The 25,773-nt window shown below is 65.0% G+C and carries 21 protein-coding genes; 10 read left to right on the plus strand and 11 right to left on the minus strand.

Annotated elements, in window-relative coordinates; translation table 11 throughout:
- Window positions 1-16 precede the first annotated feature (16 nt).
- Both D8W71_RS05895 and D8W71_RS05900 read right to left on the minus strand, forming a co-directional pair.
- The gene (locus D8W71_RS05895; RefSeq protein ID WP_121111814.1) at window positions 17-922 is read right to left on the minus strand and encodes an ROK family protein; all 906 of its coding nucleotides are present in this window, start codon (window positions 920-922) and stop codon (window positions 17-19) included.
- A 31-nt stretch (window positions 923-953) separates the two neighbouring features.
- Window positions 954-1,730: a class I SAM-dependent methyltransferase gene (locus D8W71_RS05900; RefSeq protein ID WP_121111816.1), complete on the minus strand. Its 777-nt coding sequence runs from the start codon at window positions 1,728-1,730 to the stop codon at window positions 954-956.
- A 106-nt stretch (window positions 1,731-1,836) separates the two neighbouring features.
- On the opposite strand from D8W71_RS05900, the gene D8W71_RS05905 reads away from it, so the two are divergent.
- A complete protein-coding gene (locus D8W71_RS05905) occupies window positions 1,837-3,036 on the plus strand; it encodes a glycosyltransferase family 4 protein (RefSeq protein ID WP_121118658.1) in 1,200 nt (399 codons plus the stop codon).
- On the opposite strand, the gene D8W71_RS05910 is transcribed toward D8W71_RS05905, so the two are convergent.
- Window positions 2,986-4,668 (minus strand): hypothetical protein, encoded by a 1,683-nt coding sequence (locus tag D8W71_RS05910; protein ID WP_442972022.1) that lies wholly within the window; start codon window positions 4,666-4,668, stop codon window positions 2,986-2,988. The genes D8W71_RS05905 and D8W71_RS05910 overlap by 51 nt on opposite strands.
- Window positions 4,669-4,693: 25 nt before the next feature.
- On the opposite strand from D8W71_RS05910, the gene D8W71_RS05915 reads away from it, so the two are divergent.
- Complete coding sequence (locus tag D8W71_RS05915; RefSeq protein WP_201265273.1) at window positions 4,694-5,887, plus strand: polysaccharide biosynthesis protein; 1,194 nt, start codon at window positions 4,694-4,696, stop codon at window positions 5,885-5,887.
- Between the two features lie 132 nt (window positions 5,888-6,019).
- Here the strand turns inward: D8W71_RS05915 and D8W71_RS05920 are convergent, their stop codons facing one another.
- Window positions 6,020-7,150 carry a DUF3068 domain-containing protein gene (locus D8W71_RS05920; protein WP_121111820.1) on the minus strand — a complete coding sequence of 377 codons (1,131 nt, stop codon included), beginning with the start codon at window positions 7,148-7,150 and terminating at the stop codon, window positions 6,020-6,022.
- 197 nt (window positions 7,151-7,347) lie between these two features.
- Between D8W71_RS05920 and D8W71_RS05925 the strand changes: the two genes are divergently transcribed.
- Window positions 7,348-8,514 carry an acyltransferase family protein gene (locus D8W71_RS05925; RefSeq protein WP_201265274.1) on the plus strand — a complete coding sequence of 389 codons (1,167 nt, stop codon included), beginning with the start codon at window positions 7,348-7,350 and terminating at the stop codon, window positions 8,512-8,514.
- Here the strand turns inward: D8W71_RS05925 and D8W71_RS05930 are convergent.
- The 3 genes from D8W71_RS05930 to D8W71_RS05940 form a co-directional block, all read right to left on the minus strand.
- The gene (locus D8W71_RS05930) at window positions 8,497-12,834 is read right to left on the minus strand and encodes an alpha-(1->3)-arabinofuranosyltransferase (RefSeq protein ID WP_121111822.1); all 4,338 of its coding nucleotides are present in this window, start codon (window positions 12,832-12,834) and stop codon (window positions 8,497-8,499) included. The two genes, D8W71_RS05925 and D8W71_RS05930, sit on opposite strands and share 18 nt — an antisense overlap.
- Entirely contained in the window at window positions 12,815-12,985 is a 171-nt protein-coding gene (locus D8W71_RS05935) for a DUF2613 domain-containing protein (RefSeq protein ID WP_121118662.1), read from the minus strand. Before D8W71_RS05935 ends, D8W71_RS05930 begins: the two co-directional genes overlap by 20 nt.
- Before the next feature lie 97 nt (window positions 12,986-13,082).
- Window positions 13,083-13,550 carry a universal stress protein gene (locus tag D8W71_RS05940; RefSeq protein WP_121111824.1) on the minus strand — a complete coding sequence of 156 codons (468 nt, stop codon included), beginning with the start codon at window positions 13,548-13,550 and terminating at the stop codon, window positions 13,083-13,085.
- Between the two features lie 126 nt (window positions 13,551-13,676).
- On the opposite strand from D8W71_RS05940, the gene D8W71_RS05945 reads away from it, so the two are divergent.
- Together D8W71_RS05945 and D8W71_RS05950 are read left to right on the plus strand one after the other, a co-directional pair.
- A complete protein-coding gene (locus D8W71_RS05945) occupies window positions 13,677-14,840 on the plus strand; it encodes a glycoside hydrolase family 3 N-terminal domain-containing protein (RefSeq protein ID WP_121111826.1) in 1,164 nt (387 codons plus the stop codon).
- An 83-nt stretch (window positions 14,841-14,923) separates the two neighbouring features.
- Window positions 14,924-15,529, plus strand: coding sequence for a TetR/AcrR family transcriptional regulator (locus D8W71_RS05950; protein WP_121111828.1), 606 nt, complete (start codon window positions 14,924-14,926; stop codon window positions 15,527-15,529).
- On the opposite strand, the gene D8W71_RS05955 is transcribed toward D8W71_RS05950, so the two are convergent.
- Complete coding sequence (locus D8W71_RS05955) at window positions 15,530-16,099, minus strand: DUF308 domain-containing protein (RefSeq protein WP_121111830.1); 570 nt, start codon at window positions 16,097-16,099, stop codon at window positions 15,530-15,532.
- Window positions 16,100-16,210: 111 nt separating this feature from the next.
- Here D8W71_RS05955 and D8W71_RS05960 point away from each other — a divergent pair, with 111 nt between their 5' ends.
- Window positions 16,211-16,828: a TetR/AcrR family transcriptional regulator gene (locus D8W71_RS05960; RefSeq protein ID WP_121111832.1), complete on the plus strand. Its 618-nt coding sequence runs from the start codon at window positions 16,211-16,213 to the stop codon at window positions 16,826-16,828.
- A gap of 215 nt (window positions 16,829-17,043) precedes the next feature.
- Here the strand turns inward: D8W71_RS05960 and D8W71_RS05965 are convergent, their stop codons facing one another.
- Complete coding sequence (locus tag D8W71_RS05965; protein WP_121111834.1) at window positions 17,044-17,901, minus strand: MaoC/PaaZ C-terminal domain-containing protein; 858 nt, start codon at window positions 17,899-17,901, stop codon at window positions 17,044-17,046.
- Complete coding sequence (locus D8W71_RS05970) at window positions 17,898-19,244, minus strand: 3-oxoacyl-ACP reductase (protein WP_121111836.1); 1,347 nt, start codon at window positions 19,242-19,244, stop codon at window positions 17,898-17,900. The genes D8W71_RS05965 and D8W71_RS05970 overlap by 4 nt, the downstream gene beginning before the upstream one ends.
- A 171-nt stretch (window positions 19,245-19,415) precedes the next feature.
- Between D8W71_RS05970 and D8W71_RS05975 the strand changes: the two genes are divergently transcribed.
- Window positions 19,416-20,714: an acetyl-CoA C-acetyltransferase gene (locus tag D8W71_RS05975; RefSeq protein WP_121111838.1), complete on the plus strand. Its 1,299-nt coding sequence runs from the start codon at window positions 19,416-19,418 to the stop codon at window positions 20,712-20,714.
- A gap of 451 nt (window positions 20,715-21,165) precedes the next feature.
- Window positions 21,166-23,712: a VanW family protein gene (locus D8W71_RS05980; RefSeq protein WP_236077731.1), complete on the plus strand. Its 2,547-nt coding sequence runs from the start codon at window positions 21,166-21,168 to the stop codon at window positions 23,710-23,712.
- 3 nt (window positions 23,713-23,715) lie between these two features.
- Here D8W71_RS05980 and D8W71_RS05985 read toward each other — a convergent pair whose 3' ends face one another.
- Window positions 23,716-24,492 (minus strand): SGNH/GDSL hydrolase family protein, encoded by a 777-nt coding sequence (locus D8W71_RS05985; RefSeq protein WP_201265275.1) that lies wholly within the window; start codon window positions 24,490-24,492, stop codon window positions 23,716-23,718.
- A 184-nt stretch (window positions 24,493-24,676) separates the two neighbouring features.
- Between D8W71_RS05985 and D8W71_RS05990 the strand changes: the two genes are divergently transcribed.
- Window positions 24,677-25,189 (plus strand): NADPH-dependent FMN reductase, encoded by a 513-nt coding sequence (locus tag D8W71_RS05990; RefSeq protein WP_121118670.1) that lies wholly within the window; start codon window positions 24,677-24,679, stop codon window positions 25,187-25,189.
- Window positions 25,186-25,677 (plus strand): flavin reductase family protein, encoded by a 492-nt coding sequence (locus tag D8W71_RS05995; RefSeq protein ID WP_121111840.1) that lies wholly within the window; start codon window positions 25,186-25,188, stop codon window positions 25,675-25,677. The genes D8W71_RS05990 and D8W71_RS05995 overlap by 4 nt, the downstream gene beginning before the upstream one ends.
- The last annotated feature ends 96 nt before the right edge of the window (window positions 25,678-25,773 follow it).

Here is a 25,773-nt window from a genome sequence, read left to right on the forward strand (position 1 = left end):
TTACGTCCCGCGGTAACTACGCACGCACGGGCGGCGAATCCGCGCCGGCCGCGAGCACCGCAGCACCCGTCAGCGTTCCGACGGCACCGAGCGTGGCGGGCACGATCTCCAGCCCATCGAGGAACTTGAGACGAGCATGGAGCGCCGCCGACTCCTGGATCGGATCCCACAGTGGCGGCCCGGCCTGCGCGAACCCGCCGCCGATCACCACGAGGTTGACGTCGACGAGTGCGGCAGCCGACGCAATTGCCTGGCCGAGGGCCACTCCTGCGCGCTGGAGGGTCGTGATCGCAACAACATCGCCCTCGTTCGCCGACTGAGCCAGTTCGGCGCCGGTGTTTCCCGTCCACCCCTGCTCCTGCGCCCACCGAACGGCGGACGGGCCACTCGAGACGGTCTCGACACAGCCGAGGCCGCCACACGTACAGGGCGTCGTGGAGCCGGGAACGACGATGTGGCCGATGTGGCCTGCATTGCCGCTGCGTCCTGCGACAATTTCGCCACCCAGAACGAGCCCGCCGCCGATTCCTGTCGATACGACAAGGCTCAGGACGTCGTCGACGCCTACTGCGGCACCGAACTTGTGCTCACCGAGCGCGGCGCATCCGCCGTCCATCGCGAGCTTGATGGACGCGTCGGTAAATATCTTCTGCACGGCGTCGGCAAGTCCGAATCCGTCTTTCCATTCCGGAATATTGATCGGCCCGACCGAGCCTGCAATGGTGTCGACCGGGCCGGCACACGCGATCCCGATTGCATCGATGTCGGTGCCGACGGCCACTGCGTCGAGCAGTTCCGCACACGCGTTCCATACTTCGGTGTCGGGTGTCGGAACGGTAAGAGGTTCGCCGGGGCGGCCGTCGTCGCCGACGATCGCCGCGGTCATCTTGGTTCCCCCGATATCCAGTGCCAGCGCTGTCATCGCTCCAACGTACCCGGCGGAATGACCTACGTTAGCGAGCCCGGAATACCAGGACGAGGTTGCTGGCGAGGAGTTCGCGCAAGATGGGGACCCGGATGATCCACCAGGCCCACCGCGGGTGGTAGCGGGGGAACGCGGCGAGTAGATCTCCGTTGGGAGTGCTTCGTGCCCAACGGAATCCATCTCCGGCACCGACGTCGAAGAGTGATTCGCCGAATCTGTTCTTGGGTTCGTGACCGTGTTTCCGGGCGTAGCGTTTGGCTGCGTATTCGCCTCCCAGGTAGTGCCACGGGCGGGTCTCGTGACCACCGAACGGACCCCACCACAACGTGTAGGACAGCACCATCAGTCCGCCGGGTTTGGTCACGCGCAGCATCTCCTCGGCCATGGTCCACGGTTCCCGGACGTGCTCGGCGACGTTGGAGGAAAAGCAGATGTCGACGCTGTCGTCCCGGAACGGCAATGCCATTCCGGACCCTCGTACGCTGCCGTGGACCGTCAGTCCTGCGGCGTGCATTTCCGAGGCGTCCGGTTCCACGGGAACGTATCGGGCACCGCTGGCGTGGAACACCTCGGCGAAGTAGCCGGGGCCACCGCCGACGTCGAGCACGACGCGGCCGCCCAAAGCATCGCCGGTCAGCCCGCGGTACAGGTCGCCGATGAGTTCGACGGAGTCGCGCGCCAGGGCCCCGTAGAAGATGTCGGGGGCGGTCTGCTCGTGACCGAAGTCGCGCAGGAGGCTCACCGATCTGCTGAGCGTGGCACGCCGTCCGAACAGCCTGGTGACGGCAAGATTTCTGGTGCGCACGAGGAAGAAGACTAGGCGAGGCGGACATGTCGGGCCGCCGTGGGGCGGGTGACCCGCTAGGGTGTCTCGGAGTTCTTAGTTCAAGGCCATGATGGGGGACCCGAGCGTGCGCGAGGTGCTACTGCTCTGCTGGCGCGACACCGGCCACCCTCAAGGCGGTGGTAGCGAGCGCTATCTCGAGCAGGTCGGAGCCGGGCTCGCGGCACAGGGTGTCAAGGTGACGTTGCGAACGGCGTCGTATCCCGGCGCGCCGTCGGACGAGATCAAGGGCGGCATTCACATCAGCCGGGCCGGCGGAAGGCTGAGCGTGTATCCGCGTGCTCTGGCGGCCATCGTTGCAGGTCGTCTCGGATTCGGGTCGCTGCGCGGACTTCGTCCCGACGCCGTGGTCGACACTCAGAACGGCATTCCCTTCTTCTCGCGGCTGGTCGCAGGAGCGCCGGTGACCTTGCTCGTTCACCACTGCCACCGCGAGCAATGGCCCGTCGCGGGTCCGCTCATGGCCAAGCTCGGGTGGTGGCTCGAAAGCACCGTCTCGCCGCGAGTGCACCGTCGTAGCCAGTATTTGACGGTGTCGCTGCCGTCGGCGGACGAGTTGGTCGCACTCGGCGTCGACCGCGAGCGTGTCGCAGTGGTGCGCAACGGCGCCGATTCGATCCCGGCGTCGGCCCCGGCCGACATCAGGACCCCACACCCGTCGTTGTCGGTCCTGTCGCGGTTGGTGCCGCACAAGCAGATCGAGGACGCACTTGCTGCGGTCGCGGCCTTGAGGTTTCTCGTCCCAGGTCTGCACCTGGACATCATCGGCGGCGGCTGGTGGGAGGAAAACCTTCGCGAGCGCGTGGAACAGCTCGGCATTGCGAGCGCGGTTACGTTCCACGGTCACGTCGACGAGGAGCGCAAACACGAACTTCTCGGTCGTTCCTGGGTGCACGTGATGCCGTCGCGCAAGGAAGGTTGGGGTCTCGCCGTCGTCGAAGCTGCGCAGCACGGTGTCCCGACGGTCGGATATCGCAGCTCCAAAGGGCTCACGGATTCGATCATCGACGGCGTCACCGGCGTTCTTGTCGGCTCGGAGGCGTCGGATCGCGACGTCGCCGCGTTGACGGATGCCGTCGCCGAACTGCTTCTCGACGACGACATGCGTGCCGATCTCGGTGAGAAGGCCCGCGTACGCGCCCGCGAGTTCTCGTGGGAGCAGACGGCGCACGGTGTTCAGAGTGTGCTTGCTTCGTCGGTCGCCGGAACTCACGTGTCAGGGCTTGTGTCTTCTTCCTATCGCCAAGCCCAGACCGCCCACCAGTAGCACCGCCCACACGAGGTGGGCGAGCAGAACCGGTAGGGCGCTCGCACGTTCGTCCGGGATATCGCCGGGCACTCGGTAGAGCGCAAGGTCGTCGTCCTCGAAGATCTGCTCCAGCTGCTGCAGCGTCCGACCCGAGTCGCCCATCTCGCCGGGCGTCGTCCGTTCCAGAAGAACCCAGCCGACACCCAGAGCTGCCAGCTGCGTCGCGCTTCCACCGGTCAGAAGAACCTGCTCGACGGTTTCTGCCCGCGTCCCCTCTCCCCGAACCGAGCCGCCGGCGACCAGCAACTCGCCCGTCTGCAGTACATCCAGTGGCAGCAAGCGCGGCGCCGGATCCAGGACGGGCGCATCCCCGCTGTAGGGGAAGATGCGGAACATCCCCGCGGGAAGGACAGCGACGTCGCCTTGTTCGCCGTCGAGTGTCTCGGCTACCGCAGCCCATCCCGAGGGATAGTCGACGGGCTTCAACTGACCTCCGACGCCCCAGCCGAGGTCCGGTAGTGCAATAACGACGGCAAGCATGGCCGCCAGGGCGGGAAGCCACGCAGTGCGCAACCTCGCACCGGCCCACATGACACCTGCTGCGGCGGCAAGAGCGTAGAACGGCATCGCCAGCGCGACCCATTTCTGGGCGTCGCGCAGCAGTCCTGCGCCGGGAACTTCGGCGGATGCCCACTCGCCCAGCTCGATTCCAGGCCCGGTCGCCCCGAGAGCTGGACCGACAACGGCAACGGCGGCGAGGACAGCCAGCGCGACGATCACCCGATTCCGGCGGCGTCGCCACAGCGGAACGAGGCCTCCGGCGATGACGACGAGAAGCAGAGCGGTCCCCAGCAGTGCGAACAGCGAGGTGCGGGTGGCGGGGACGGCGTCCGAGTTCCAGATGCCGCCCAGGCCCGCGAGGCTCCCGAGAGTGCCCAGCCCCGGCTCGGCCCGCGCGGCGAAGGCTGCGACGCCGGTGGGATCGGTGCCCGTCGCACCGCTTCCCGACATCGCGGTTGCGACGAGCCAGGGGGCGGAGGCGGCCAGCGCGATCGCACCCGTGAGTGCGTAGTTACGGCGGGCGGGAACTACGCACGCACAGGCGGCGAAGCCGCACACCACCGCCAAAATCGCGCCCGTCGGTGTCAGGCCCGCCGCGGCGAAGCAGACTGCGAGCCAGGCCCACCGGCCGGTTCTGCGCAGGGTGACCACGGCGACGACCGTCCACGGCAAGGCTGCGTAGCCGACGAGCAAGCTCCAATGTCCTTGCAGCAGTCGCTCGGCCACGTAGGGATTCCAGATCGCGACGGTCGACGCCACCAACAGTGCCGGAGTGCGCGCGGTGGGCAGCAGGGTGTGTGCGAGTTGCGCTGCTCCCCAACCGACCATCGACAGTGCAAGCAGCAGAATCACTTTGACGACTATTCCGCCGTCGACCACAGTCGACACTGCGGCCAGCAGTGCATCCTGCGGCACGGCCCGGGCCGCGGCGTCACCGATCCCGAGAGCGGACTCCGTGAAATAGGAGCGGGGTGTACTGACGGCGTCGCGCAGCAGCAGATAACCAGGACCGAGAAGGGGTCCGAGGACCAGAACCGACAGCGCGAGACTGTAGACCGGCGGCGCCCACCCGGACCTCGACGACGCCATGATCGGCACCCTATACCGTGAGCGCATGCCGACTCGCGCCGTCTCCGCCTCCGCCGTAGCGGGCATGACGATGGTGACGATCGGATCCATGACGGCCAACATCGCGTCGTACTTGCTGCACCTTCCGGCAAGCAGGTTGCTGGGTGTCGAGAGGTACGGCGAGTTCGCATCGCTGCTGGCGGCGCAATTGGTCCTGGCGGTGCCGGCGCTCGCTCTGCAGTCCGTCGTCGCACGCGAGGTGGTGCGCGGGAGAGGCCGCCGCGAACTGCGGGTGCTGGGCTACCGCTGCGCTGCCGTGGTCGCGGTGCTTGCGTTCGCCGCCGCGCCCGTCGTGGCCTATGCGATGAGCACGAGTGTGCTGGCAACGGCATCGGCGCTCGTCGTCGCCCCTCTGCTCGTTCTGCTCGCGACCGAGCAGGGCCTGCTTCAGGGGACAGGTCGGTTCGGCAGGTTGAGCATCGTGCTGGCGTCGGCGGGTCTGGGCAAAGTCGTTCCCGCCGTGGTGGTGCTTCTGCTCGGCGGAGGTCCAGGGATCGTGCTTGCAGCGAGCGCAGCCGGTACAGGAATCGTCGCGGTCGGCGCGCGGCTGCTGGACCCGGGTGCCGCTGGCGGTACCGGGGGTGTCCGCATAGGCGTCGGGACAGTATTGAGGGCGTCGCAGGTGCAGTTGGTGCTCATACTGCTGTCCTCGGTGGATCTAATTCTGGCGCGCGCCGGATTGAGCGAGAGCGACGCCGGCATCTACGCCCTCGGTGCGGTCGCGACGAAGGCCGCATTCTGGCTACCGCAGGCAGTGGGCGTCGTGCTGTATCCGCGGATGGCTGATCCCGCCCAGTCTGCAGGCGCCCTGCGTTCGGCAATGGCCGTCGTGGCGGGTATCGGCGCGACGTTGGTAGTCGCCGCAGCGGTCGCCTCGGGGCTGGTAACCGTGCTGGCAGGCCAGGACTACGCCGCCGTCCAGGGTTACCTGTGGATCTTTGCCCTCCAGGGTGCAGCTCTGGCCGTGCTGCAGGGCGTGCTGCTGTGGGCGATCGCGGGGGAACGCACGATGCTTGCAGCGATAGCGTGGTTCGGCCTTCTGATCGAGCTTCTGCTGCTGGTTGTCGTGGCGTCGACACTCGCTCAATTCATCGTCGTTGCCGCGTCGGTCGCAACCGCGACCACCGTGCTCGTCGCGGCGGTGGCGTTGCTGGATCGGCGCCAGGGAACCCGAGCTTAATACTCCATTCTTTGCTGCTGTTCGCAGTTTTCCGTCGAAAGCTTCACAAGAATGGAGCGTCCTGCCCGCCTTGCTGTGAATACACCGATGGCGCGGACCTTTCGGACCGCGCCATCGGTGATTTCTTTCGAGTTACTCCTTGGAGAGGTTGGTCCTCGGGATGACCTCGGTCTGATCCGTCGTCCAGTCCCTGTTGCGGGGTTCTGCGGGTGCTGATCCGCCGCCGTCATTGGTGGAACGAGGACCACCGGAGCGGGCAGGCTGACGTGTGGAGCCGCCGCCGCGGAGTCCGAGGAGGACGCCGGCGATGAGTGCGATGACACCGAGGATGCCTGCGATGATCGGGATAGTGCGTCCGAACAGTGAGATCTTGTCCTGGCCGTCCTTGGCCTGCTGGATCTGGTACTCGACGGTGTTCTCGTCGAACGAGATCGGTGCCTTCAGAACGTCGACCTCGGACGTTCCTGCGCTGCGCGAGTAGTACTGGTGAATCTGCTCGTCACCCTTGACGACGACGCCGGTTTCCGGCTCGACCCACACCGAGCGCGTGTTCTCGTACCAGCGGGTCATCGTGACCGGAGCTTCGCCGCCTTCTACGCCCCAGGTGGAGGCCGGGAGCGTGACCTTGTTGGTCGGCAGGTTCACGACGCCGGAAAGGTCGACGGGGCCGACAGTCTGCTCGTACTTGTACACCGTCGTGCCGTTGATCTCGGTCTCTTCGACGAAGTTGATGTCCTGCGAAGCGCGTGCGTTGACGTCGAAGTATGGGTACGACTTCTTCTCCGCGTTGAACGGGAACTTGTACTGCAGACCGGTGTGCGGAACTTCCTCGGCCGGCTTGTCACCCTGGACCTGAATGGTGCCGACTGGGTTCTCTACGGGCATCGACGTGACGCGGTCGAGCGTCACACGGTCGACGCTCGCGGTGAGGAGTCCGCTGTCGCCCTGCTTGTCGCCCCGGCGAAGAGTCTGTCCGGCCTGCACCGTGATCTCGTCGGCGTTCGACGGTTCCTCGACGGTGACGAAGCGCTGCGACACCAAATCGACGTTCTCGTCCACCTGAGCGCGACCCGCCGCGAGCGATGCCGCGTTGAGCACGCTGCCCGTTCCGGTGGACACCGTGGTGACTTCGAGATCCAACGGCGTCTTCTCGAGGCGAGGTACCGTGTACGTCGGAATGAGGATCGCCGCTACCAGCAGAAATGTGCCCAATCCAACGAGTGCGAGGGCAACTGTCCGGCTCGGCCCTGGGCGCTCCGCCATGTGAGAATCTCCTTAGTCGTGTTCCCGGCGTGCCGCTGCTTCCACCCCCGACAGGTCTGGGCGAAGATATGCCCATTCCTGGAGTGTCCGATTGGTATCGCCACGTCGCAGGTGACAGTAACAGTGATCACGCTGCGCAGTCGCGGGCACGCCCGATGATGGCGCGAGTTTCACAGTGGAGTGTTTGACTGGTGGAGATGAGTACTCCGACCGACCAGCTCCCACGCTCCGTCGTACCGCTTCGAGGGTTCATCCCGTCGCTCGAAGGGATGCGCGCGTTCGCGGCGCTCGGGATCATCGTCACGCACGTCGCATTCCAGACGGGCGCCGCGAGTTCACCCGTCATGGGCCGGATTTGGGGTCGCTTCGATCTGACCGTCGCGATCTTCTTCGCGCTGTCCGGGTTCCTGCTGTGGCGTCCGCACGCAGCACAGGCGAGGGGGCAGGGCTCGGCGCAGCCGATCGCGAGGTACCTGTGGTCGCGTGCGGTTCGCATTCTCCCCGCGTACTGGGTGGTCGTGACGCTCGTACTTCTTTTTCTGCCGAACACGGGTGGCAGTTGGCGGGTGTGGGCCGCGAACTTGTCACTGACGCAGGTGTTCGTGCCGTTGACCCTGACCGAGGGCATGACTCAGATGTGGAGCCTGTCCGTCGAAGTGGCGTTCTATCTGTTGCTGCCGGTGCTCGGCCTGGCGATGGCGGGATTGCGAGGCGAGGGCGCGCGGTTCCGAATTCCTGTGCTGGTAGTCGCGGCCGTGGTCACCCTGTCGTGGGCGTTCGTTCCTGTGGCGACTCCTGACGCCATTCATCACGACAACTGGCTCCCCGGTTACTTCCCGTGGTTCGCAGCTGGAATGGTGTTGGCGGAGTACTCGACGCGACGGGAGACGTGGCTGCACCGGCTCGCAGCGCGCAGAGTGGTCGTAGCGGTCATCGCTGTGGTGGCATTCGCGGCGTCGGCCACGCCTCTCGCCGGTCCACAAGGTCTGGTCAGGCCGGAGCCGTGGCAGTTCGAAGTCAAGATCGTGCTCGGGGCCGTGCTCGCGTTCGCGCTACTCGCGCCGCTGGTGCTCGCGGGCGAGCATGTGGCGCACCGCTTCCTGTCCCATCCCGTCACGCTCGCGCTCGGGCGGTGGTCCTACGGAATCTTCATCTGGCACTTGGTGATTCTGGCGATGGTCTTCCCGGTATTCGGAATTGTTCCGTTCTCGGGGCACTTCGTTCTTGTCCTGATGGTGACCGTCGTCCTGTCGATCCCGGTCGCCGCGGCGAGTTACGCGCTCGTCGAGGAGCCGGCACGGCGGTTGATGCGCTACGCGCCAGGCGAACCGTCCGAAAAACAACTGTCACGCACGGGTACGTAGCGCACTGACGGCAACGGCCACAAGGGCTACCAGGGCCGCGAGCTGGATCAGCGACGAATGCCCGATGTAGCCGTCGGGATGACGCCAGGGGCCCTTCGACAACAGGGCCGTAGCCAGCAGCGTCCCGAGGCCGGCCACCACGACCAAGGATTTCGCGGTGGCGTCGGGCCCGAAGCGTCGGTTGGCCAGAACTGCACCCACGGCGACAACCGCTGTGGTGACGATTCCGCCGAGTCCAGCGATGACCGTCACCGCCACTGCGAGTGCGGCCATTCCGAGCACGCGACTGCGCCACGGAGTAGGCGCACCGTCGGTAGTGGAACTACTGCGCCGAAATGCGAAGAACACCAACGGGATCAGAAGGAAGAGTCCGCCGAAGATTCCCATTCGATACCAGGTGTCCGAAGGATAGGCGAGCGTCACTGTGCCCGAGATGCCCGCAGGAACGATCCAACCCTGTTGCCAGCCGTTCACCGTCACGGGTTTCAAGTCTTGTCCGCCGGATGTTGCGCGCCAGCCGGAGTTGTTGCTCTCCGGCACAACGATCAGTCGGTCCTCGTCGCTGTCGCCGACGGTGATCTCGCGGTGGTCAGCGTCCCATGCGGTGGTCTCCGCCGCCTGCGGTGCCGAACTGGTGGGACTGGTGGCCGGAACAGGCATGGTGCGCAACCGAACACCGTCGACGACGAATGCTGCCCCGGGATCGACGACGATGTCCTGACGGCCTTCCGGAAGCGGAATTGGGTTCAAGGTTTCGTTCGGTACCGGGAACGGGCCCTCGCAGACGGTTGCCTTCAGCGGTTCACCCGAACGGAGCTGCTCGGCAGTAGCTGTCACCGAAGCGCGCACTGTCTGCCCGGCAATCGACATGATCGGCCCGACGTCGCACGCGACGGTGATGGGTCTTTGTTCGTCGAGCGGAGTGCCGACTTCACGCCCGCCGGACAGGACCGTCACCTCGGCCACACCTGGGGGCTGCGGAAGGACGAACCCGAGCGAGTTCTTGTCCAGCACGTCGTCCCAGTCGACGATCGACAGAACGATCCTGTCGGTCACCTGGGGAAACAGCTCGATGGTCGACGGTGTGTGCGGATCGACCTCGCGGACCTGCGCTCCGCCGCCGAGATCGACGGCAACGGCTGTGGGATGGGCGGGCAGAGCGCCCAGGCTTGGGGTGAGAGTCAGTCCGTCGACGAGAGTCGGTTCGGGCAGGGTTATCGTCAGCGTCGGTTGTGTGCCTGCTCGGGTCTCGATGCTCTTCTCAGGGGCTGTCCACGCCGTTCGGTCGTCACCGTCGGTCGCCGCGAACGCCGATCCCTGCAGATCTCCGACATCGGAGGCGCCCGATGCGACCGGTCGACCGGGTTGGGAGAGTAGGGCTTCCAGTTCGGGGCTTTGGCGGGTGCGTAGCGTCAGCTCTGGAAGTACCGCGGTGCCCACCGGAACGGACAGCGTGCGGGAGAATCGACCGAGTTCCTCTGGGGGCACGGAAAGTCCACTGCTGCAGCGAATTCTGTCCTCGGTGTCCAGGCATCCGGATCGACCGGGGAACTCCTGAGCGAGTTCCCAGCTCGTCACGTGAGCGGCCTCTGGTGTCGTCGGCAACACGGCGCGGTGGACGATCGAAACCTGCTGTGGGTCATCGCGGTTCGAGTAGTCGTCGACGGTCAATTCGCTGATTCCGAACTGGCTTCCCCGTGTGCCGTCCACCGTGGACTTGGCGGTGATACGTACCCAGGGTGTCTCGCCGCCGGGAAGCGAGACCGTCATCTTCTCGCCCGGTTTGTCGATGCGGGTTGCCGTACTGCCGTTGGGCGTGGTGACCTCCAGCCACTTGACGGGGTCGCCGATGGTGCCGGGACTGGTTCGCAGATTCAGGAGGCCGCCGGAGATCGGCTCGTCGAAGTCGAGCTGAAGCCACTGCCCCACAGCGCTTTCGATACCGTTGCTGACCCAGCTGGTGGCCAGATCGCCGTCGACGACCGCTGCCACGCCGCTCCCCGGTTTGGTTCCGCCGATCTGGGTGGAGTCCGACGCCGAGCTCGACGCGGTAATTCTCGCGCCCTCCCATTCGCCGTCGACGGTGTCGGCACCGTACACGGGATAGTCTCCGACCGCGTTGAGGGAGCGTCTCGGTTCGTCCTTGGATCGCAGTGCCGAATTGTGGTTGTCCACCTGACCGAAGTCGGTCTCGCGGTTCATCGGTGTGTCGGTCACCGTGACATCGCGGACCGGGAGGTCAGCGGCTGCGGCATCGGATGCGAGGATCACCGGCCCCTGCGGGACGGGACTCGGTGCGCCGCTGCGTCGTTCTTCGTTCAGACGCTGTACGGACTCGGGGCCGCCCTGAACAAACGGGACGCGGTCGAGATCGACGGTGTAAGGGCCCGACACCGTCGTCGGCGACTCCACCGCGTAGATCTCCACCGCCGGATAAGACGGCCGCAGGTCGCCGTCGACGGTGAATCCCTCCACCGATCCCGCGGTGATGTCGTCGCCGAACTGCGCTACCTTCTCGAGTCCGGGCGAACCGTCCAGGGCCGCGTGGACCTGGGCTGGTCGAGTCGAACGAGACGTCTCGGGGTCGAGATCGTTCCGTACGACAACGTAGTGGATCCCTTGTCCCAGAAGGGTATCTGCCAACCCGGCCGAGGACCTTCCGTCGGCGATGAGGCGTTGAACCGAGTCGAGGGCGCGGATTGCGCCGGGCGGAGTGAGCGGAATGGAGTCGCGCACAGCCCACGGAGTCGTCGCGAGCGCCTGTAGCGGCTCATCGCGTGTCAGACCCCAGGTCTGCAGTGCGAACGGTGCCCCGGGTACGACGAGTGCGCGCTGGGCGTCCGAGCCGTCGGGCGAGGTTCCCGACGCGTGTTCGGTGAGCCAGTCGGCGGTTTCGTGCCAGTACTCGGGAATGGCCTCGTAAGCACCGCGGGGGGCCAGCTTTCCGGTCCACGCAAGGGAAGTCGAGAACGTGAGCGCGACGAGTACGAGGCCCGCGACGGCGACCATCTTGTCCCGCTCGGGGTGAGTGATGGCCGCCCGCCACGTCCTGCCCGGCACGGACCCCGGCATCGGGACCTTTCCGAGGAGGTGTGCAAGGCCGAGTACCAACGGAATTCGTACGAGCGGCTCCAGTTTGTGCACATTGCGCAGAGGAGCGCCTGCCGAATCCAGAAACAGGCGCACGGTGTCGGCGATGGGCGAGCCGAGCCCGCCGACGTATCCCGCAGTGAGGCCGACGATGCCGACGAACAGCACGACCGTCAGGCGCCCGCGGCCGGGCATCGACCGCATCGCAAGTCCGACGACACCCGCAGCGGCGATGACACCCGTCGCGACCACTGCTGCGGGTTGGGTCACCAGAACCGCACCCGCTACCCGCTCGGGAGAGACGAACGGGGTCCAACTGCTGGTGCCGCGCAGGATCTCGGCGAGCGACGCCCACTGCGTTGTCGTGCCGGAGGATTCGATGTAATCGAGGAACGGTGGGCTGACCTTGCCGAGGAGCAGAAGCGGCACGATCCACCACAGGGTCGCGAGGACGAGGAATCCTGTCCACCAGCCGCTGAAGATCAGCCACCGGCGGTTGGGGCGGTGGCACAGAATCCAGACCACCCCGACGAGACATGCGGCTGCGGTGGCGACGGCGTTCACCGCGCCCATCAGTGCAACAGCGAGCGCAGACTGAGCCGCGAGCATGCGCAGCCCTGGTGGAGCGCTGTTTGCCAGGGGCGTTCCACGCCAGTGGCGCGAATAAGTGCCTTCGGGGGCACTTAATCGCACCACTGGGCCGGAGGCCCGGAATGCCAGCACGATCGGAAGGAGTACCCACGGCGCGAGCATCATCGGCATGGATTCCGACGAGATCGATGCGAGCGTGGTGATCACACGAGGGGACAGCGCGAATGCGGTCGCCGCGATGATGCGCGAGCTTCTGCTGCCGATACCCAGCGCCTCGGCGAGCCGGATGATTCCCCAGAAACCGGCGATCAGCAGCAGCGCCCACCAGATGCGCTGCGTGATCCACGGCGGAATCGACAGGACGTCACCGAGTGCGAAGAAAGCACCGTGGGGGAAGAAGTATCCGTATGCCTGGTTCTGAACCTGGCCGAGCGGTGCCTGCGACGTCCATTGATGGGACGCGCGTGCGAGAAATCCGAGGGGGTTCTGCGTCAGGTCGTACTTGGTGTCGGCGACGGTGTAGCCGGGGACCTGAAGGAACGACAGAAGGAGGGCAAGGGTCGAGACGCCGAGCAGCCACCTACGACCGAGTGGTTCGGAAGAGATCGAAGCAGAAGCGTCAGCGGCTGCCGTACTCAACCTGGTTCAGCAGCGAAGAATCGGCGTTGCCGGAGCGGTCGATCTCGGGACGAGTGTTGTCCGACGCTGCCGCGGTGACTCCGAACACGACTCCGGCCCCCAGCACCGCGCCGACTACCGCAGCAATTACTCCCGGGACAGCGAACTTCATCTCGGTCTCCACTTTCATCGGCGTGTGCGACGGTCGATTCCCCCGTGCGCGGATCACGGTATCACCCGCCTGGGAGGTTGCCTGGGCGCACGCGCGACTATTTACCCGGCGGAACGATCAAGACCGGCCGGTGACTGTGCCGGAGCACATGGTCGGCGACCGAACTCTGCAGCAGTGAACGTAGCCCCGTCGTTCCCCTCGTGCCGGTGACGATGATGTCCACGTCCAGATCGTCGGCCTTCTCCACGATTGCACTCCATATGGCCGTCGTACATTCCGCGCAGTGGCCCTCGACCTGGAGACCTGCCTGTTCGGCGAGCCGCACACCCTCTTCGTTGGTCACTTTCGCGTCGGTCAGTGCGACGTCCTCGGCCTGGTCGTCCGGCACCCATTCCGGCTGCATGACGCCGGACAACCCGGACATGCGAGCGGCCTGACGCACCATGGGCTCCCACGCGGTGACGACGATGGCTCGGGTCGTGGTGAGAAACCGCCCCGCATATTCGATGGCTCGCTTGGCGTTGTCGGAACCGTCGTACGCGATGAGGATCAAGTCTGCAGGCATGGCGTAGTCCTCCTGATGTCGCTTTTGTCCAAGGTTATCGCGATCGGTGTGCCTGCGGAGCCAGTCCGTTCTCGTCGGCGACGGCGATTCACGAAGCGTCGTAGGGCTCGGCTACCGTCGTGGCCCATGACGAAGTTCCGCTCACCCGTGGGAATTGCAGCTGTTGTGCTCGGCGTCGGTTTCACGGCCTCGTGCGGAGCCGGCGGTACCGAGGTTGCGGCAGTATCCACGACGCCGAGTTCCTCCGCAGTCACGTCGACCACCGAGGTTCCGCCGCCGGCCCCGGTCGACGCCTGTGCGGCGTTCGTCGGGACGTTGACCGAGCGTCAGCGATTGGCGCAGCTGCTCACCGTCGGTGTGACCGGAACTGCCGACGCCGTCGACATCATGCAGCGAGAACAGGTCGGCGGGATCTTCATCGGGAGCTGGACGGATTCGACGACGCTCGCGAACGGCGAGGTACCGCAGATCAACGACGCCTCTGCGGTGCCTCCGATGGTGACGATCGACGAGGAAGGCGGGCGCGTCTCACGCGTCGAAGATCTTCTCGGAACCGATCCGTCAGCGCGGGAGACGGCCCTGACGAAGACCGTCGACGAGACGTATCAGATGGCCCTCGAACGTGGCCGCGGCTTGAAGGAGCTGGGGGTGACCGTCGACTACGCACCCGTCGTCGATGTCAGCAGCCAGCCCGACGACTCTGTCATCGGAGACAGGTCGTACTCGGACGATCCGGCGGTCGTGGTGCAGTACGCAGGCGCATATGCGCAGGGCCTACGCGACGCGGGCGTGCAACCCGTCATCAAGCACTTCCCGGGACACGGCTCAGGATCGGGAGATTCGCATACGGGTGCGGTGACGACACCTGGGATCGAAGAGCTTCGACAGTCGGATCTGCTGCCTTTTGCGCAGTTGTCCGGCACTGGCGTCGGAGTCATGGTCGGACATCTGGACGTGCCAGGGCTGACGGCTCCCGGTGAACCGGCGAGTATCAGCCCAGCGGTCATGTCGTTGCTGCGCGACGGTGTGGGTTACGGAGCGGCGCCGTTCACCGGGCCGATCTTCACCGACGATCTCAGTGGGATGGCCGCCATCACCGAACGGCTCGGCATCGTTGCCGCGGTCGAGGCGGCATTGGTAGCGGGCGCGGACGTCGCACTGTGGTTGACCACCGACGACGTCCCCCAGGTCCTGGACAATCTGGAGGACGCTGTGGCGACGGGACGGCTCGATGCCGCCCAGGTCGACACATCCGCTGCCACCGTCGCCCGGTTCAAGGGTGCTTGCTAGGTTTCTCCGCGCGACAAGCGGTAGTGACGCACGCCTCCTTACCGTGGAGTAAGGTCAGGGGTTCTACGCTGTTTGGAGGACACATGGCTGGCGGCACCAAGAGATTGCCCCGTGCCGTTCGAGAGCAACAGATGCTCGACGCGGCCGTCGATGTGTTCTCCGACAATGGTTTTCACAATACGTCCATGGACGCGATCGCCAAGCAGGCCTCGATCTCGAAGCCGATGCTGTACCTGTACTACGGGTCGAAGGACGAACTGTTCGCCGCGTGCATCCATCGCGAGGGCGTCAAGTTCGTGGAGGCCCTCACTCCCGCTGCGGATCCGTCGATTACCCCTCGTGAGCAGTTGCGACGGGCACTGCTGGGGTTCCTGGGCTTCGTCGGCGAGAACCGCAAGTCGTGGATGGTGCTGTATCGCCAAGCGATCGGTCAGACCGCGTTCGCGTCGCAGGTACAGAGCAGCAGGGACCGCCTCATCGAACTCACGGCTCGCTTGCTCGAGATGAGCACGAAGGACCCCGGGCCCGAACAGAACTTTGCTCTGATGGCTGTCGCACTGGTCGGCGCAGGCGAGGCCGTCGCAGACCGCGTCGCAGGTGGGGAAATCGAAGTCGACGCCGCCGCCGACTTGTTGGAGAACCTCGCATGGCGCGGTTTGGCCGGTAAGAAGACCGCGCCGACGAACTGATCAGGCGTCCTGCTGCGAACGCAGGCGCCAGGCGGAGATCAGGAAGAATACTGCGCCCGCGACGGCGTAGCCGGCCAAGACGGTCAGCTTCGGCTCACTCATGGTCGACATCTGAACGAATGCGATTCCCGCAAGGGACGAGATGAAGCCGCTGAGCATCATCGGCAGCTGTCCGAGTCCGCTTCGGCGGCGTCGCAGGGTCGCGACGGTGAGCTGGATAAGCCCGGTCACGAGCGCCCAAACGCCGAACACTCGAAGCGCCGCATCGGAGCCGTGACTTACGCTGGCGCCCAGCACGATTGCGGTGATCACGCTGATGATCGCGTTGACGACGAGCGGGGTCGGTGCAGACGGTCGACGAATTCGAATCTCGGCAAGGGTGGCGACGGCGTCGATGAGCGGGTAGGCGATCAGTAGCGCCACAACTGCAGCTGACACCGATTCCCCCGTCGCCACTCCGTCCGCCGAGCCGACGGCCGTGAGCAGGGCTGCCCAGACGATGGCTGCAACGGCGCGTACGGCATATAGACGGTGGATGGGGAATGTGGGGGCAATGGTGGACGTGCTCATGGCGGATCCTTCGGCAGTAGAGAGACTGTTCTGTCTACTTGAGACAACAGCACGGTGGGCACGCTGTCAAGACAGAATGGTCTTTCTTCTTTCTGGCTCTATAGTGGTCTGATGGCGCCGAAAAACCCAACGCAAACGGAAACCAGGCCGTCCGAGGCACGTGATCGCCTGCTCTCCACGGCTGCGGGCATCTTCTATGCAGACGGCATTCGGACTGTGGGGGTCGAGCGGATCATTGCCGCTGCCGGTGTCACGAAGGCGACCTTCTACCGTCACTATCCCAGCAAAGAAGACCTTGTTCTTGCATACTTGCGCACCGAAGACGAGACCATCAGGGCTCACCTCGAGTCACTCGTGCCGACTGTGGGCCCAGTGGATCTGCTGCGCGAAGTAGTCGATCTCATTGCGCAGCAACTGATGCTTCCCGGATACCGCGGCTGCGCGTTCATCAACGCCGCCGCCGAGTACTCCGACTCGAGCGGACCGGTACGCCGACTGGTCCACGAACACCGAGACTGGTTCCATCAATTCGTGGCCGACGCCTTCGACCGCTCAGGCCACTACGACCCACAAGGGGGCGCGGACCACTTCGTGCTCATGCGGGACGGCGCAATGGTGGGCGGATACCTGTCCGACCCCGCCTCCGCGGGCGACGTCCTCCGCCGAGGAATCGAGGGTGTCATCCGTACGATCCACGGTGAGTGGCCGGGTCAGCCGGTGACCGAATGAGTCGTTCGTTCACCCGACGAGACCGAAACAGACATTCGCGCACTCTGAGTGACCGAAACAGACATTCGTTCACCCCATGAGACCGAATGAGTCGTTCGCACACTCTGAGTGACTGAATGAGTCGTTCGCTCCGACCCGGGCCGACGAAAACACCCCCGAAGTGACCGAAACAGACATTCGGTCACCCCGGGGGTGCTGTGGGTTCGCCGACCCAACTACCTCAGCGTCGCGGTGAGGTGCGGGTACCCCTTCTTCGGGTTCTTGAGAGACAAATCCCAGCCTGCACCGACGGAATCGGCGTAGAGATTGACCGTCGCAGGCAGAATGATCGGCTTGCCGAACCGAACGTTGTAGGTCACCTTGTCCGGGATGCGACCTTCGACCACCTGGAGTACCGCCGCGGCGCTCCACATTCCATGGGCGATGGTGCGGGGGAAGCCGAAGGCCTTGGCGCCCAAGGACGAGACATGGATCGGGTTGCGATCACCCGAAATGGCTGCGTACTTGCTGATGGTCTTCTGATCGACTCGGAGCGTGCGGGTCGGGGGCGGCGGCACCTCGTCGGCAGGCGGTGCCTCGCGAGGACCACCGGACAGTGAGGTTTTCTGCAGGCTCAGGAAGCTCGACACCTGCTTCCACACGAGCTCGCGTCCGACGCTCACTTCGCTGATGACGTCGATCAGCAGTCCCTTGCGATGCTCACGCAGGTTCTCCGCGTGAACCCGGATGTCCAGAGGCTCCGAGGACGAGATGTTTCGGTACTGCTCGATGACGTTCTCCGCGTGCACCGATCCCATGGCAGCAAACGGAAAGCCCTTGGAGACCATCAGTTTCATGACCGTCGGGAACACGAGCGTGAACGGGTACGTCACCGGCAGAGTGTCGCCGAAACGCAATCCGGTTGCCCGGCAGTACCCGGCTAGGTTGTCAGGATCGACGCGGAGGCCGCGCAGTTCGTAGACCGTCGACGGAGCCGAGTTGGACTTCGAGCCGAGGAACGGTAGTGCCCCGAGCGCGGCGGAGGTATAGATCTCCGACGTCTTCGGCTGCTCCTTGAGCTGTACGACGCTCATGCGCCGAGGAGGCTTTGGCCGCAGACTCGAACGACCTGTCCGGTGACGGCATTGGATGCGGGAGATGCGAAGTACGACACCAGCTCTGCAACGTCGACGGTCTGGCCGCCCTGCAGCAGCGAGCTCATGCGTCGACCTGCTTCACGCGTTGCGAACGGGATCGCAGCGGTCATGGCGGTCTCGATGAAACCGGGGGCGACGGCGTTGATGGTGATGTTCTTCTTCGCGAGAACAGGAGCCGACGCGTGCACCAGGCCGATGACGCCTGCCTTCGAGGTGCCGTAGTTGGTCTGGCCGCGGTTGCCTGCGATGCCTGCGATGGACGAAACGTCGACGACGCGTCCGCCTTCCTTCAACGCTCCGGTCTCGACCAGGTGATCGGTAATGCGCTGCGGTGCAAGCAGATTCACACCGATTACCGAGTTCCAGCGGCTCTCGTCCATGTTGGCGAGCGTCTTGTCGCGGGTGATGCCTGCGTTGTGGACGATGATGTCTGCACCGCCGTGACGCTCGAGCAGGTGCTTGGACAGCACCTCGGCTGCGTCGGGGGCCGTGACGTCGAGAGCCAGTGACGTTCCGCCGACCCTGTTGGCGGTCTCCGACAGCGCCTCGCCTGCAGCGGGGATATCGGCGGCGATGACGGTTGCGCCGTCGCGCGCAAGAACTTCGGCGATGGTGGCGCCGATGCCGCGGGCTGCGCCGGTGACGACGGCGACCTTGCCTGCAAGCGGCTTGTCCCATGAAGCGGGAGCCTCGGAGTCGGCATCACCGACGGCGATGACCTGGCCGTCGACGAATGCGGATTTGGCCGACAGCAGGAAGCGAAGCGTGGACTCGAGGCCGGAAATGCCGGTCGATGCCTTCGGGGAGACGTAGACGAGCTGCGCCGTCGCTCCGCGCTTGACCTCTTTGCCGACACTACGGGTGAAGCCTTCGAGAGCGCGCTGAGCGATGTGCTCGTCGACGCTCGCGGTTTCCTCGGGGGTCGTGCCGATGACGACGACACGAGCCGAAGGCGCCAAGTTGCGGATGACCGGCTGGAAGAACTGGAACAGCTGCTCGAGCTCGGCGACGTTGCCGATCCCGGTGGCGTCGAAGACCAACGCGCCGTGCTTGGTGTCATGGGGCTGGGCCTGGGGGTAGTCCGACAGCAGCTCGCGCAGCGGCTCGACGAGTCGACCGCTGCCGCCGATGAGGACCGGTCCCGCGAGGGGCGGCTCGCCCGTCTTGTACCGACGCAGCTTTTCGGGCTGCGGCAGACCTGCCTGCTTGGCGATGAAAGATCCGGGCGCGGACGCCAGGAACGTGGAGTAGAGGTCTGGGGCTCCCTTGGTGGCTGCCACTGTCCTACCTTTCAGTTTGGCGCCTTCGGCCCCCGTGTGTGCGTAGTTACCGCCGAACGGAACTACCCACTCACGGGCGCATAGCGCACGACCGGGTGTCGACAACCAACTTACTCGCCAGTAAGATGAATCTCCACCAGGGTCTTTTTCCACGATGTTTGGAGACGAATAGTGACAAGCAAGCAGCTACGACCGGTCGCAATCGTCGGTGGCAACCGCATCCCGTTCGCGCGCTCGGACAAGAAGTACGCGCTGGCCTCGAACCAGGACATGCTCACCGCCACGATCGACGGGCTGGTCAGCCGGTTCGGGCTGCAAGGTGAGCGCCTCGGCCTCGTCGCCGCAGGTGCAGTGCTCAAGCATTCGCGCGACTTCAACCTCACCCGCGAGGTCGTACTCGGCAGCGCGTTGAGCCCGTACACCCCCGCCTTCGACATCCAGCAGGCCTGCGGTACGGGACTGCAATCCATCATCGCGGTCGGCGACGCTATTGCCTCGGGCCGCATCGACGCAGGCATCGGCGGTGGCGTCGACACCACGTCGGATGCTCCGATCGGTGTGAACGACGAACTCCGTGAGTTCCTTCTGTCGTTGAACCGGGCGAAGACCACCACCGATCGCATCAAGCTGCTCGGAAACGTGCGCCCGTCGATGCTCGGCATCGAGATCCCTCGCAACGGTGAACCGCGTACGGGTCTGTCGATGGGCGACCACGCTGCCATCACGGCCAAGGAGTTCGGCGTTCGCCGCGAGGACCAGGACGAATTGGCTGCAGCCAGCCACAAGAACATGGCCGCTGCGTACGACCGTGGGTTCTTCGACGACTTGGTGACGCCGTTCCTCGGCCTGACTCGCGACGACAACCTGCGGCCGGGATCGACCGTCGAGAAGCTGGCGACGCTCAAGCCCGTGTTCGGAACGAAGCTGGGCGACGCCACCATGACGGCAGGCAACTCGACGCCTCTCACCGATGGCGCGTCGGCTGCCCTGCTGTCGACCGACGAGTGGGCGTCCGAGCGGAACTTGCCGGTGCTCGCGCATCTGGTGGACTCCGAGACCGCTGCCGTCGACTACGTCCACGGCAATGCGTCGTTCAAGGACGGACTGCTGATGGCGCCGACTTACGCCATTCCGCGTCTGCTGGCTCGTAACGGGCTTACGCTGCAGGACTTCGATTACTACGAGATTCACGAGGCGTTCGCATCCGTCGTGCTCGCGACGCTGCAGGCTTTCGAGAGTGACGAGTACTGCAAGGAGCGCCTCGGCCTCGACAGCGCGCTCGGTTCCATCGATCGCAGCAAGCTGAACGTCAACGGATCGTCGTTGGCAGCCGGTCACCCGTTCGCGGCTACAGGTGGACGCATCGTCGCATCGTTGGCCAAGATGCTCGCCGAGAAGGGCTCGGGCCGCGGCCTGATCTCCATCTGTGCAGCCGGCGGACAGGGCGTCACCGCAATCATCGAGCGCTGACACCAGGCGCTCGAACCAGGGGGCAAGCGATCGGCGGATCCGTGAGCGAGGGGTTTACGGATCTGCCGATCGTAATGGCGTCTTCGACGCCCGTGAGCGCGTCATGACACCCCAGCGTATGTATTCGCGCACGACCCAAGATGTGGTCGTGCGTGGGTAATTACGTCGGACCGTAACTACCCGCGCACGGGCGGCGGAGCCGCACTACCTCGCGCCGATCATTCAAGTGAATGAATTGGTCTGTCATCCGGCGATCGGTTGTAACGCATCACAAGCCTGGGCGATACTCGTAGTGGCTCCACACTGCTGCCCGACCCCCGACCCGGCAGCGGTGTGGAGCCTCTTTCGTATGCGGGCGAAGGTGCTGCGCACGGACGTTCGATGGGTCGATGCGTAAGCTCGTCCACGAGAGTCGTACGAGGAAGTCCGGGGGTTCGGGAGGGCCGCAAACGTGAGCGTCGGTGGAGACGGCAAAGGCAAGCGCGATAAGGAGCCGGATCCGCCGGAGAGCTCGGCGACATCCGGCGACGGTGCTGTCGCGGGCCACTCTGTCGTAGACGATTCTGTTGCGGATGATGTTCCTCCTTACGAGGCCGTCACCGAGGTGATGCGCGCAATCGACCCGAACGAACCGCTACCGGGGCAGTCCGTCTCGCAGACCGAGCCCGCGGTTCCCGGCGAGGGTGCGGAGTTCGACGAACCGACGGACCGCCAGGAAGCGGTTCCCGGCGGGCCAACCGAATCAGACAGCACCTCGTTGTCCAACGACGTACCTGTCTCCCACCGCGAGGCGGAGCCGTCCGGTGCAGTGGACCCCGGCGCAGTGCTGCCAAGTTCAGGGGGCCCAAGTGCAGTGGATCCCGGCGCTGTGGACCCCGATGCTGTGAATACCCATGCTGTGAATACCCATGCGGTGAATACCCATGCGGTGGATGCCAACGCCGCGAACGCCGAGGACACGGCTCGTCATTCTTCTGCCGCCCATTCTCTCGAAGCCGCCCATTCTCCTGAAGCCGCCGTCTCTTCTGAAGCCGCCGTCGAAGCGGGCGCCGAAGACCGGGCGGACGACAGCTCCACCGTCGCGATCCCGGTCGTCGAGCCCCCTTCTGGTACCGAGCCCCCTTCTGGTACCGAGCCCCCTGCTGGTGCCGGGCCGCCTGCTGGTGCCGGTCCGAGCGACCGTGGTGACTCCTATGCGGGCCCGGCTGTTTCACCCTCGGGCGATGATGTCGTCGCGAGCACCCGTGATGTGAAGGCGTCGCAGATGAAGATCGCGGTGATCGTGGGTGCGGCGGTTGCCATTCTCGGGGTGTTCTACACGGCGGACTTGCTGTCTTCGGATGGATCGGTTCCTCGCGGAGTGGTCGTTGCGGGTGTCGAGGTCGGCGGCTTGAGCCACGAAGACGCAGAAGCGCGCCTACAGAGTGAACTCGGGCCGCGCGTCGACCAGTCTGTTCGCGTGAATGCGGGCGACCGTGAGCTCGAACTGGTCCCGTCGGCGGCAGGACTCGGCATCGATTGGGCGTCGACGCTCGATCGCGCCGGTTCTCAACCGATCAATCCGTTCACCCGAATAGCGTCGTTCTTTTCCAGCACAGAAATCGGTGTCGTGTCGACGGTCGACCCGGTCGCTCTGGACGGTGCCGTCGAATCGATTCGCGCACAGACGGATCGAGAGCCTGCCGAGGGTGATGTCGTGTTCGAGGGCGCCGAGCCGGTCGCAGTCACGCCTGCGCCGGGGCAGTCCTTGGACGTTCCTGCCACGCGCGAGGTACTCGAATCCGATTGGCCGTTCGGCACCGTCGACGTTCCGGTCGCGACTGTCGACGTGACAGTGCATCAAGACGAAGTGGACCGGGTCCTGGCCGAGGTGGCGATGCCTGCTGTGTCGGCACCAGTCGTGTTCGCGGGTCGGAACGGCACCGAAGCGGTACTGACGCCCGACGCCATTGCTCGGGTCCTGTCCTTCGAGCCGGATGGTGAGGGTGCGCTCGCGCCGAGATACGACTTCGCCGCTGCAACCGGCCTTCTCGCTCCTGCACTTGCCTCGACGGAGACGCCACCTAAGGATGCGACGTTCAGGCTCGGAGCGGGAGCGCCGACGGTTGTGCCAGCGGTGGTGGGTGATGTGGTGCAGTGGGAGCGGACGTTGGAGCAGTTGCCGGCGTTGCTCACCTCGCAGGATTCGCGAACGACCGATGCGGTGTACGACCAAGCGCAGCCCGCGTTGACGACGGAGGGCGCTCAGGCGCTCGGAATCAAGGAGGTCGTCGGCGAATACACCACTGGCGGTTTCGAATACGCGTCCGGCGTCAACATCGGACTCACGGCCGACATCGTCAACGGAGCGCTCGTGAAGCCGGGAGCTACGTTCTCGCTGAACGAGTACACCGGTCCGCGTGGATCGGCTCAGGGATTCGTGGAGTCCGGGATCATCGACAATGGTCGACCGGATCGCGCCGTCGGAGGTGGAATCAGTCAGTTCGCGACGACGCTGTACAACGCTTCGTATTTCGGCGGTATGGAGGATGCCGGGCACACCGAACACAGCTACTACATCAGCAGGTATCCCGAGGCGCGCGAAGCGACAGTGTTCGAGGGTGCTATCGACCTGAAGTTCACGAACCCGGCGAAAACCGGAATCGTCATCGAGTCGTTCGCCACGAGTTCCAATGTCACAGTGAGGCTGTGGGGAACCAAGACCGTCGAGGTCGAATCCGTCACCGGGGCTCGAACCAATCCGACGAGCCCGAACACCATCACTCTTCCCGCCGGCGCCGGGTGCGTTGCATCCGGTGGTGGACCGGGCTTCACGGCCAGCGACACCAGGGTGATCACGGATATTGCGTCGGGAAACCAGATTTCGAGCAACACGCGAACGGTCAAGTACGACCCGATCCCGATCGTCAAATGCGTGTCTCCCGAGCCGGAGCGTGCACCTTCTGCCGATCCGGACGACGAACCGCCTGCTGCTGCGCCTCCCGCGGAGGACGAGTAGTAGCTAAGCCCGGATCGATATGGGTTCTGTGTGTTTCGGGCTCACGGTGTCGCCCGAGGACGCCCCGCGCAGCCGTCTCGTCACCCATGGCGCGGCGAAGGACTTGACCCACTCGGTGTTTTCACGTCGCTTCACCGCTGGGTCGAGCGGCGGCAATGGGGGTAGCTCGTCGAGCACGATGGAATGCTCTATCCCAAGAAAATCCAGAACTTCGGCTGCCATACGGGTGTGGCCACGCGTCGACATGTGGAGGCGATCCCAGTCCCACATCCGGGGGTCGTCGTAGCCGTCGAATCGCCAGTAGTCGATCAGTTCGACGCCGCGGCTGTCCGCGACTTCGCGAAGCAACTCGTTGTAGATGGCCGTGCGGCCGCGGAGTGTGCGAAAGATCGGCGACCACCCTGCGTCGTATGCCGTGAACGCGACTACCCGCGCACCGGTGGCGACCAGTTCGGCCAGCGCTGCGTCGTACCTCGCCACGACAGCGTCGATGTCGACCTTGGGCCGCATCATGTCGTTTCCGCCGGCATAGATCGTGACGAGATCGGGTGCCGCCGCGACCGCTGCCGGCACCTGGTCGGCGATCACCTGATCGATCAACTTTCCTCGGACGGCAAGGTTGGCGTACCGAAAATTCGGGTTGCCGACGGAGAGTTCGTCCGCGACACGGTCGGCCCATCCCTTCACACCGTTCGGGCTGGAGGGATCCGCATCTCCGACCCCCTCGGTGAACGAGTCTCCGAGAGCGATGTACGTGTCGATCCTGGGCACTGCGACCATCCTTCGTAAGTTGTGCTTACTATCTTGGAATACGACGCCGTATCCGCCTCGTTCATTCCCTTCGTCGTTTCGATCTTGGTGATTCTGAACCTGGACTCGCAAGTCGGAACGGTGTTGGCTGATGCAGGAATGTGCTCACGGGCAGTTCCGTGCTTCTCTGAAGTCTCCGATCGAAAGAAGGTTCATGACGGTCACCGTGGTGGCAGGCAACCCCAAACCCGAATCCCGGACCCTTGCGGCGGCGATGCTGCTGGCCGCAGAGCTGACAGGTGCACCTGCGGACGGGAAGGTCGACGTCATCACCCTGGGGTCGGGCCTGCTCGGATGGGGCGACGATGCGGTGAAGGCCGCAGTCGAGAAGGTGTCTGCCTCGGACATCGTCGTGTTCGCAAGTCCTACGTTCAAGGCCACCTACACCGGAGTTCTCAAGCTCTTTCTCGATCAGTTCGCCACCGACGAGGGTCTGCGAGATGTGGTCGCTGTCCCACTCATGCTCGGTGCGGGCCTTGCTCACGCGCTTGCGCCCGATCTGCTCCTCAAGCCGGTGCTGGTCGAGCTCGGCGCGATCACCCCGGCGCCCGGTCTGTACCTGATCGACACGACTTTCACCGCAGACACTCGTATCGTGGATTACGCGCGGCGATGGGGACCCGTCATCACAGCCGCAGCAGACGCAAGAAGAGGAGACTCGGCATGACGCTCACCCACACCGATCTCGACCAGGTGACGCTTCGTCAGGCCTACGCGCAGTTTCCGAGCGGCGTCGTAGCGATCGCCGCCGAGATCGACGGTGTCCCCGTCGGCCTGGCCGCGAGTAGCTTCGTGGCGGTCTCCATCGACCCTCCACTGGTAGCGGTGTGCATCCAGAACACGTCGACGACATGGCCCAAGCTCGAAGGCGATCGGCGCATCGGCGTCAGCGTGCTCGGTGAGGCGCACAACGACGCGGCTCGCACCCTCGCCGCCAAAACCGGTGACCGCTTCGCCGGCCTGAAGTTGCAGACGACCGAGCAGGGTGCCGTGTTCATAGACGGCGCGACTGCGTGGCTCGATACGACCATCGACCAGCAGGTTCCCGCAGGGGATCATCTGATCGTTCTGCTGCGTATCCACTCGTTGGAAGTGCAGAGCGAGATCGACCCGATCATTTTCCACGGCAGCAAGTTCCGCAAACTCCAGGCGTAGAGCAGCTTCGCCCGGTACACGCTCACCTATGAGCAAGACGCACGCCTATGTGCTAGCACTTTGCCGTGTATCTAGCACCTGGGCGTGCATCTAGCA

The sequence above is a fragment of the Rhodococcus sp. P1Y genome (assembly GCF_003641205.1).
Lineage (GTDB): Bacteria > Actinomycetota > Actinomycetes > Mycobacteriales > Mycobacteriaceae > Rhodococcoides.

Excerpts from the sequence above, each read along its gene's own strand:
- D8W71_RS05895 (WP_121111814.1), bottom strand. The coding sequence starts at position 922 with ATGACAGCGCTGGCACTGGATATCGGGGGAACCAAGATGACCGCGGCG.
- D8W71_RS05910 (WP_442972022.1), bottom strand. The coding sequence starts at position 4,668 with ATGGCGTCGTCGAGGTCCGGGTGGGCGCCGCCGGTCTACAGTCTCGCG.
- D8W71_RS05915 (WP_201265273.1), top strand. The coding sequence starts at position 4,694 with ATGCCGACTCGCGCCGTCTCCGCCTCCGCCGTAGCGGGCATGACGATG.
- D8W71_RS05920 (WP_121111820.1), bottom strand. The coding sequence starts at position 7,150 with ATGGCGGAGCGCCCAGGGCCGAGCCGGACAGTTGCCCTCGCACTCGTT.
- D8W71_RS05925 (WP_201265274.1), top strand. The coding sequence starts at position 7,348 with ATGAGTACTCCGACCGACCAGCTCCCACGCTCCGTCGTACCGCTTCGA.
- D8W71_RS05935 (WP_121118662.1), bottom strand. The coding sequence starts at position 12,985 with ATGAAGTTCGCTGTCCCGGGAGTAATTGCTGCGGTAGTCGGCGCGGTG.
- D8W71_RS05940 (WP_121111824.1), bottom strand. The coding sequence starts at position 13,550 with ATGCCTGCAGACTTGATCCTCATCGCGTACGACGGTTCCGACAACGCC.
- D8W71_RS05945 (WP_121111826.1), top strand. The coding sequence starts at position 13,677 with ATGACGAAGTTCCGCTCACCCGTGGGAATTGCAGCTGTTGTGCTCGGC.
- D8W71_RS05950 (WP_121111828.1), top strand. The coding sequence starts at position 14,924 with ATGGCTGGCGGCACCAAGAGATTGCCCCGTGCCGTTCGAGAGCAACAG.
- D8W71_RS05955 (WP_121111830.1), bottom strand. The coding sequence starts at position 16,099 with ATGAGCACGTCCACCATTGCCCCCACATTCCCCATCCACCGTCTATAT.
- D8W71_RS05960 (WP_121111832.1), top strand. The coding sequence starts at position 16,211 with ATGGCGCCGAAAAACCCAACGCAAACGGAAACCAGGCCGTCCGAGGCA.
- D8W71_RS05965 (WP_121111834.1), bottom strand. The coding sequence starts at position 17,901 with ATGAGCGTCGTACAGCTCAAGGAGCAGCCGAAGACGTCGGAGATCTAT.
- D8W71_RS05985 (WP_201265275.1), bottom strand. The coding sequence starts at position 24,492 with ATGGTCGCAGTGCCCAGGATCGACACGTACATCGCTCTCGGAGACTCG.
- D8W71_RS05990 (WP_121118670.1), top strand. The coding sequence starts at position 24,677 with ATGACGGTCACCGTGGTGGCAGGCAACCCCAAACCCGAATCCCGGACC.
- D8W71_RS05995 (WP_121111840.1), top strand. The coding sequence starts at position 25,186 with ATGACGCTCACCCACACCGATCTCGACCAGGTGACGCTTCGTCAGGCC.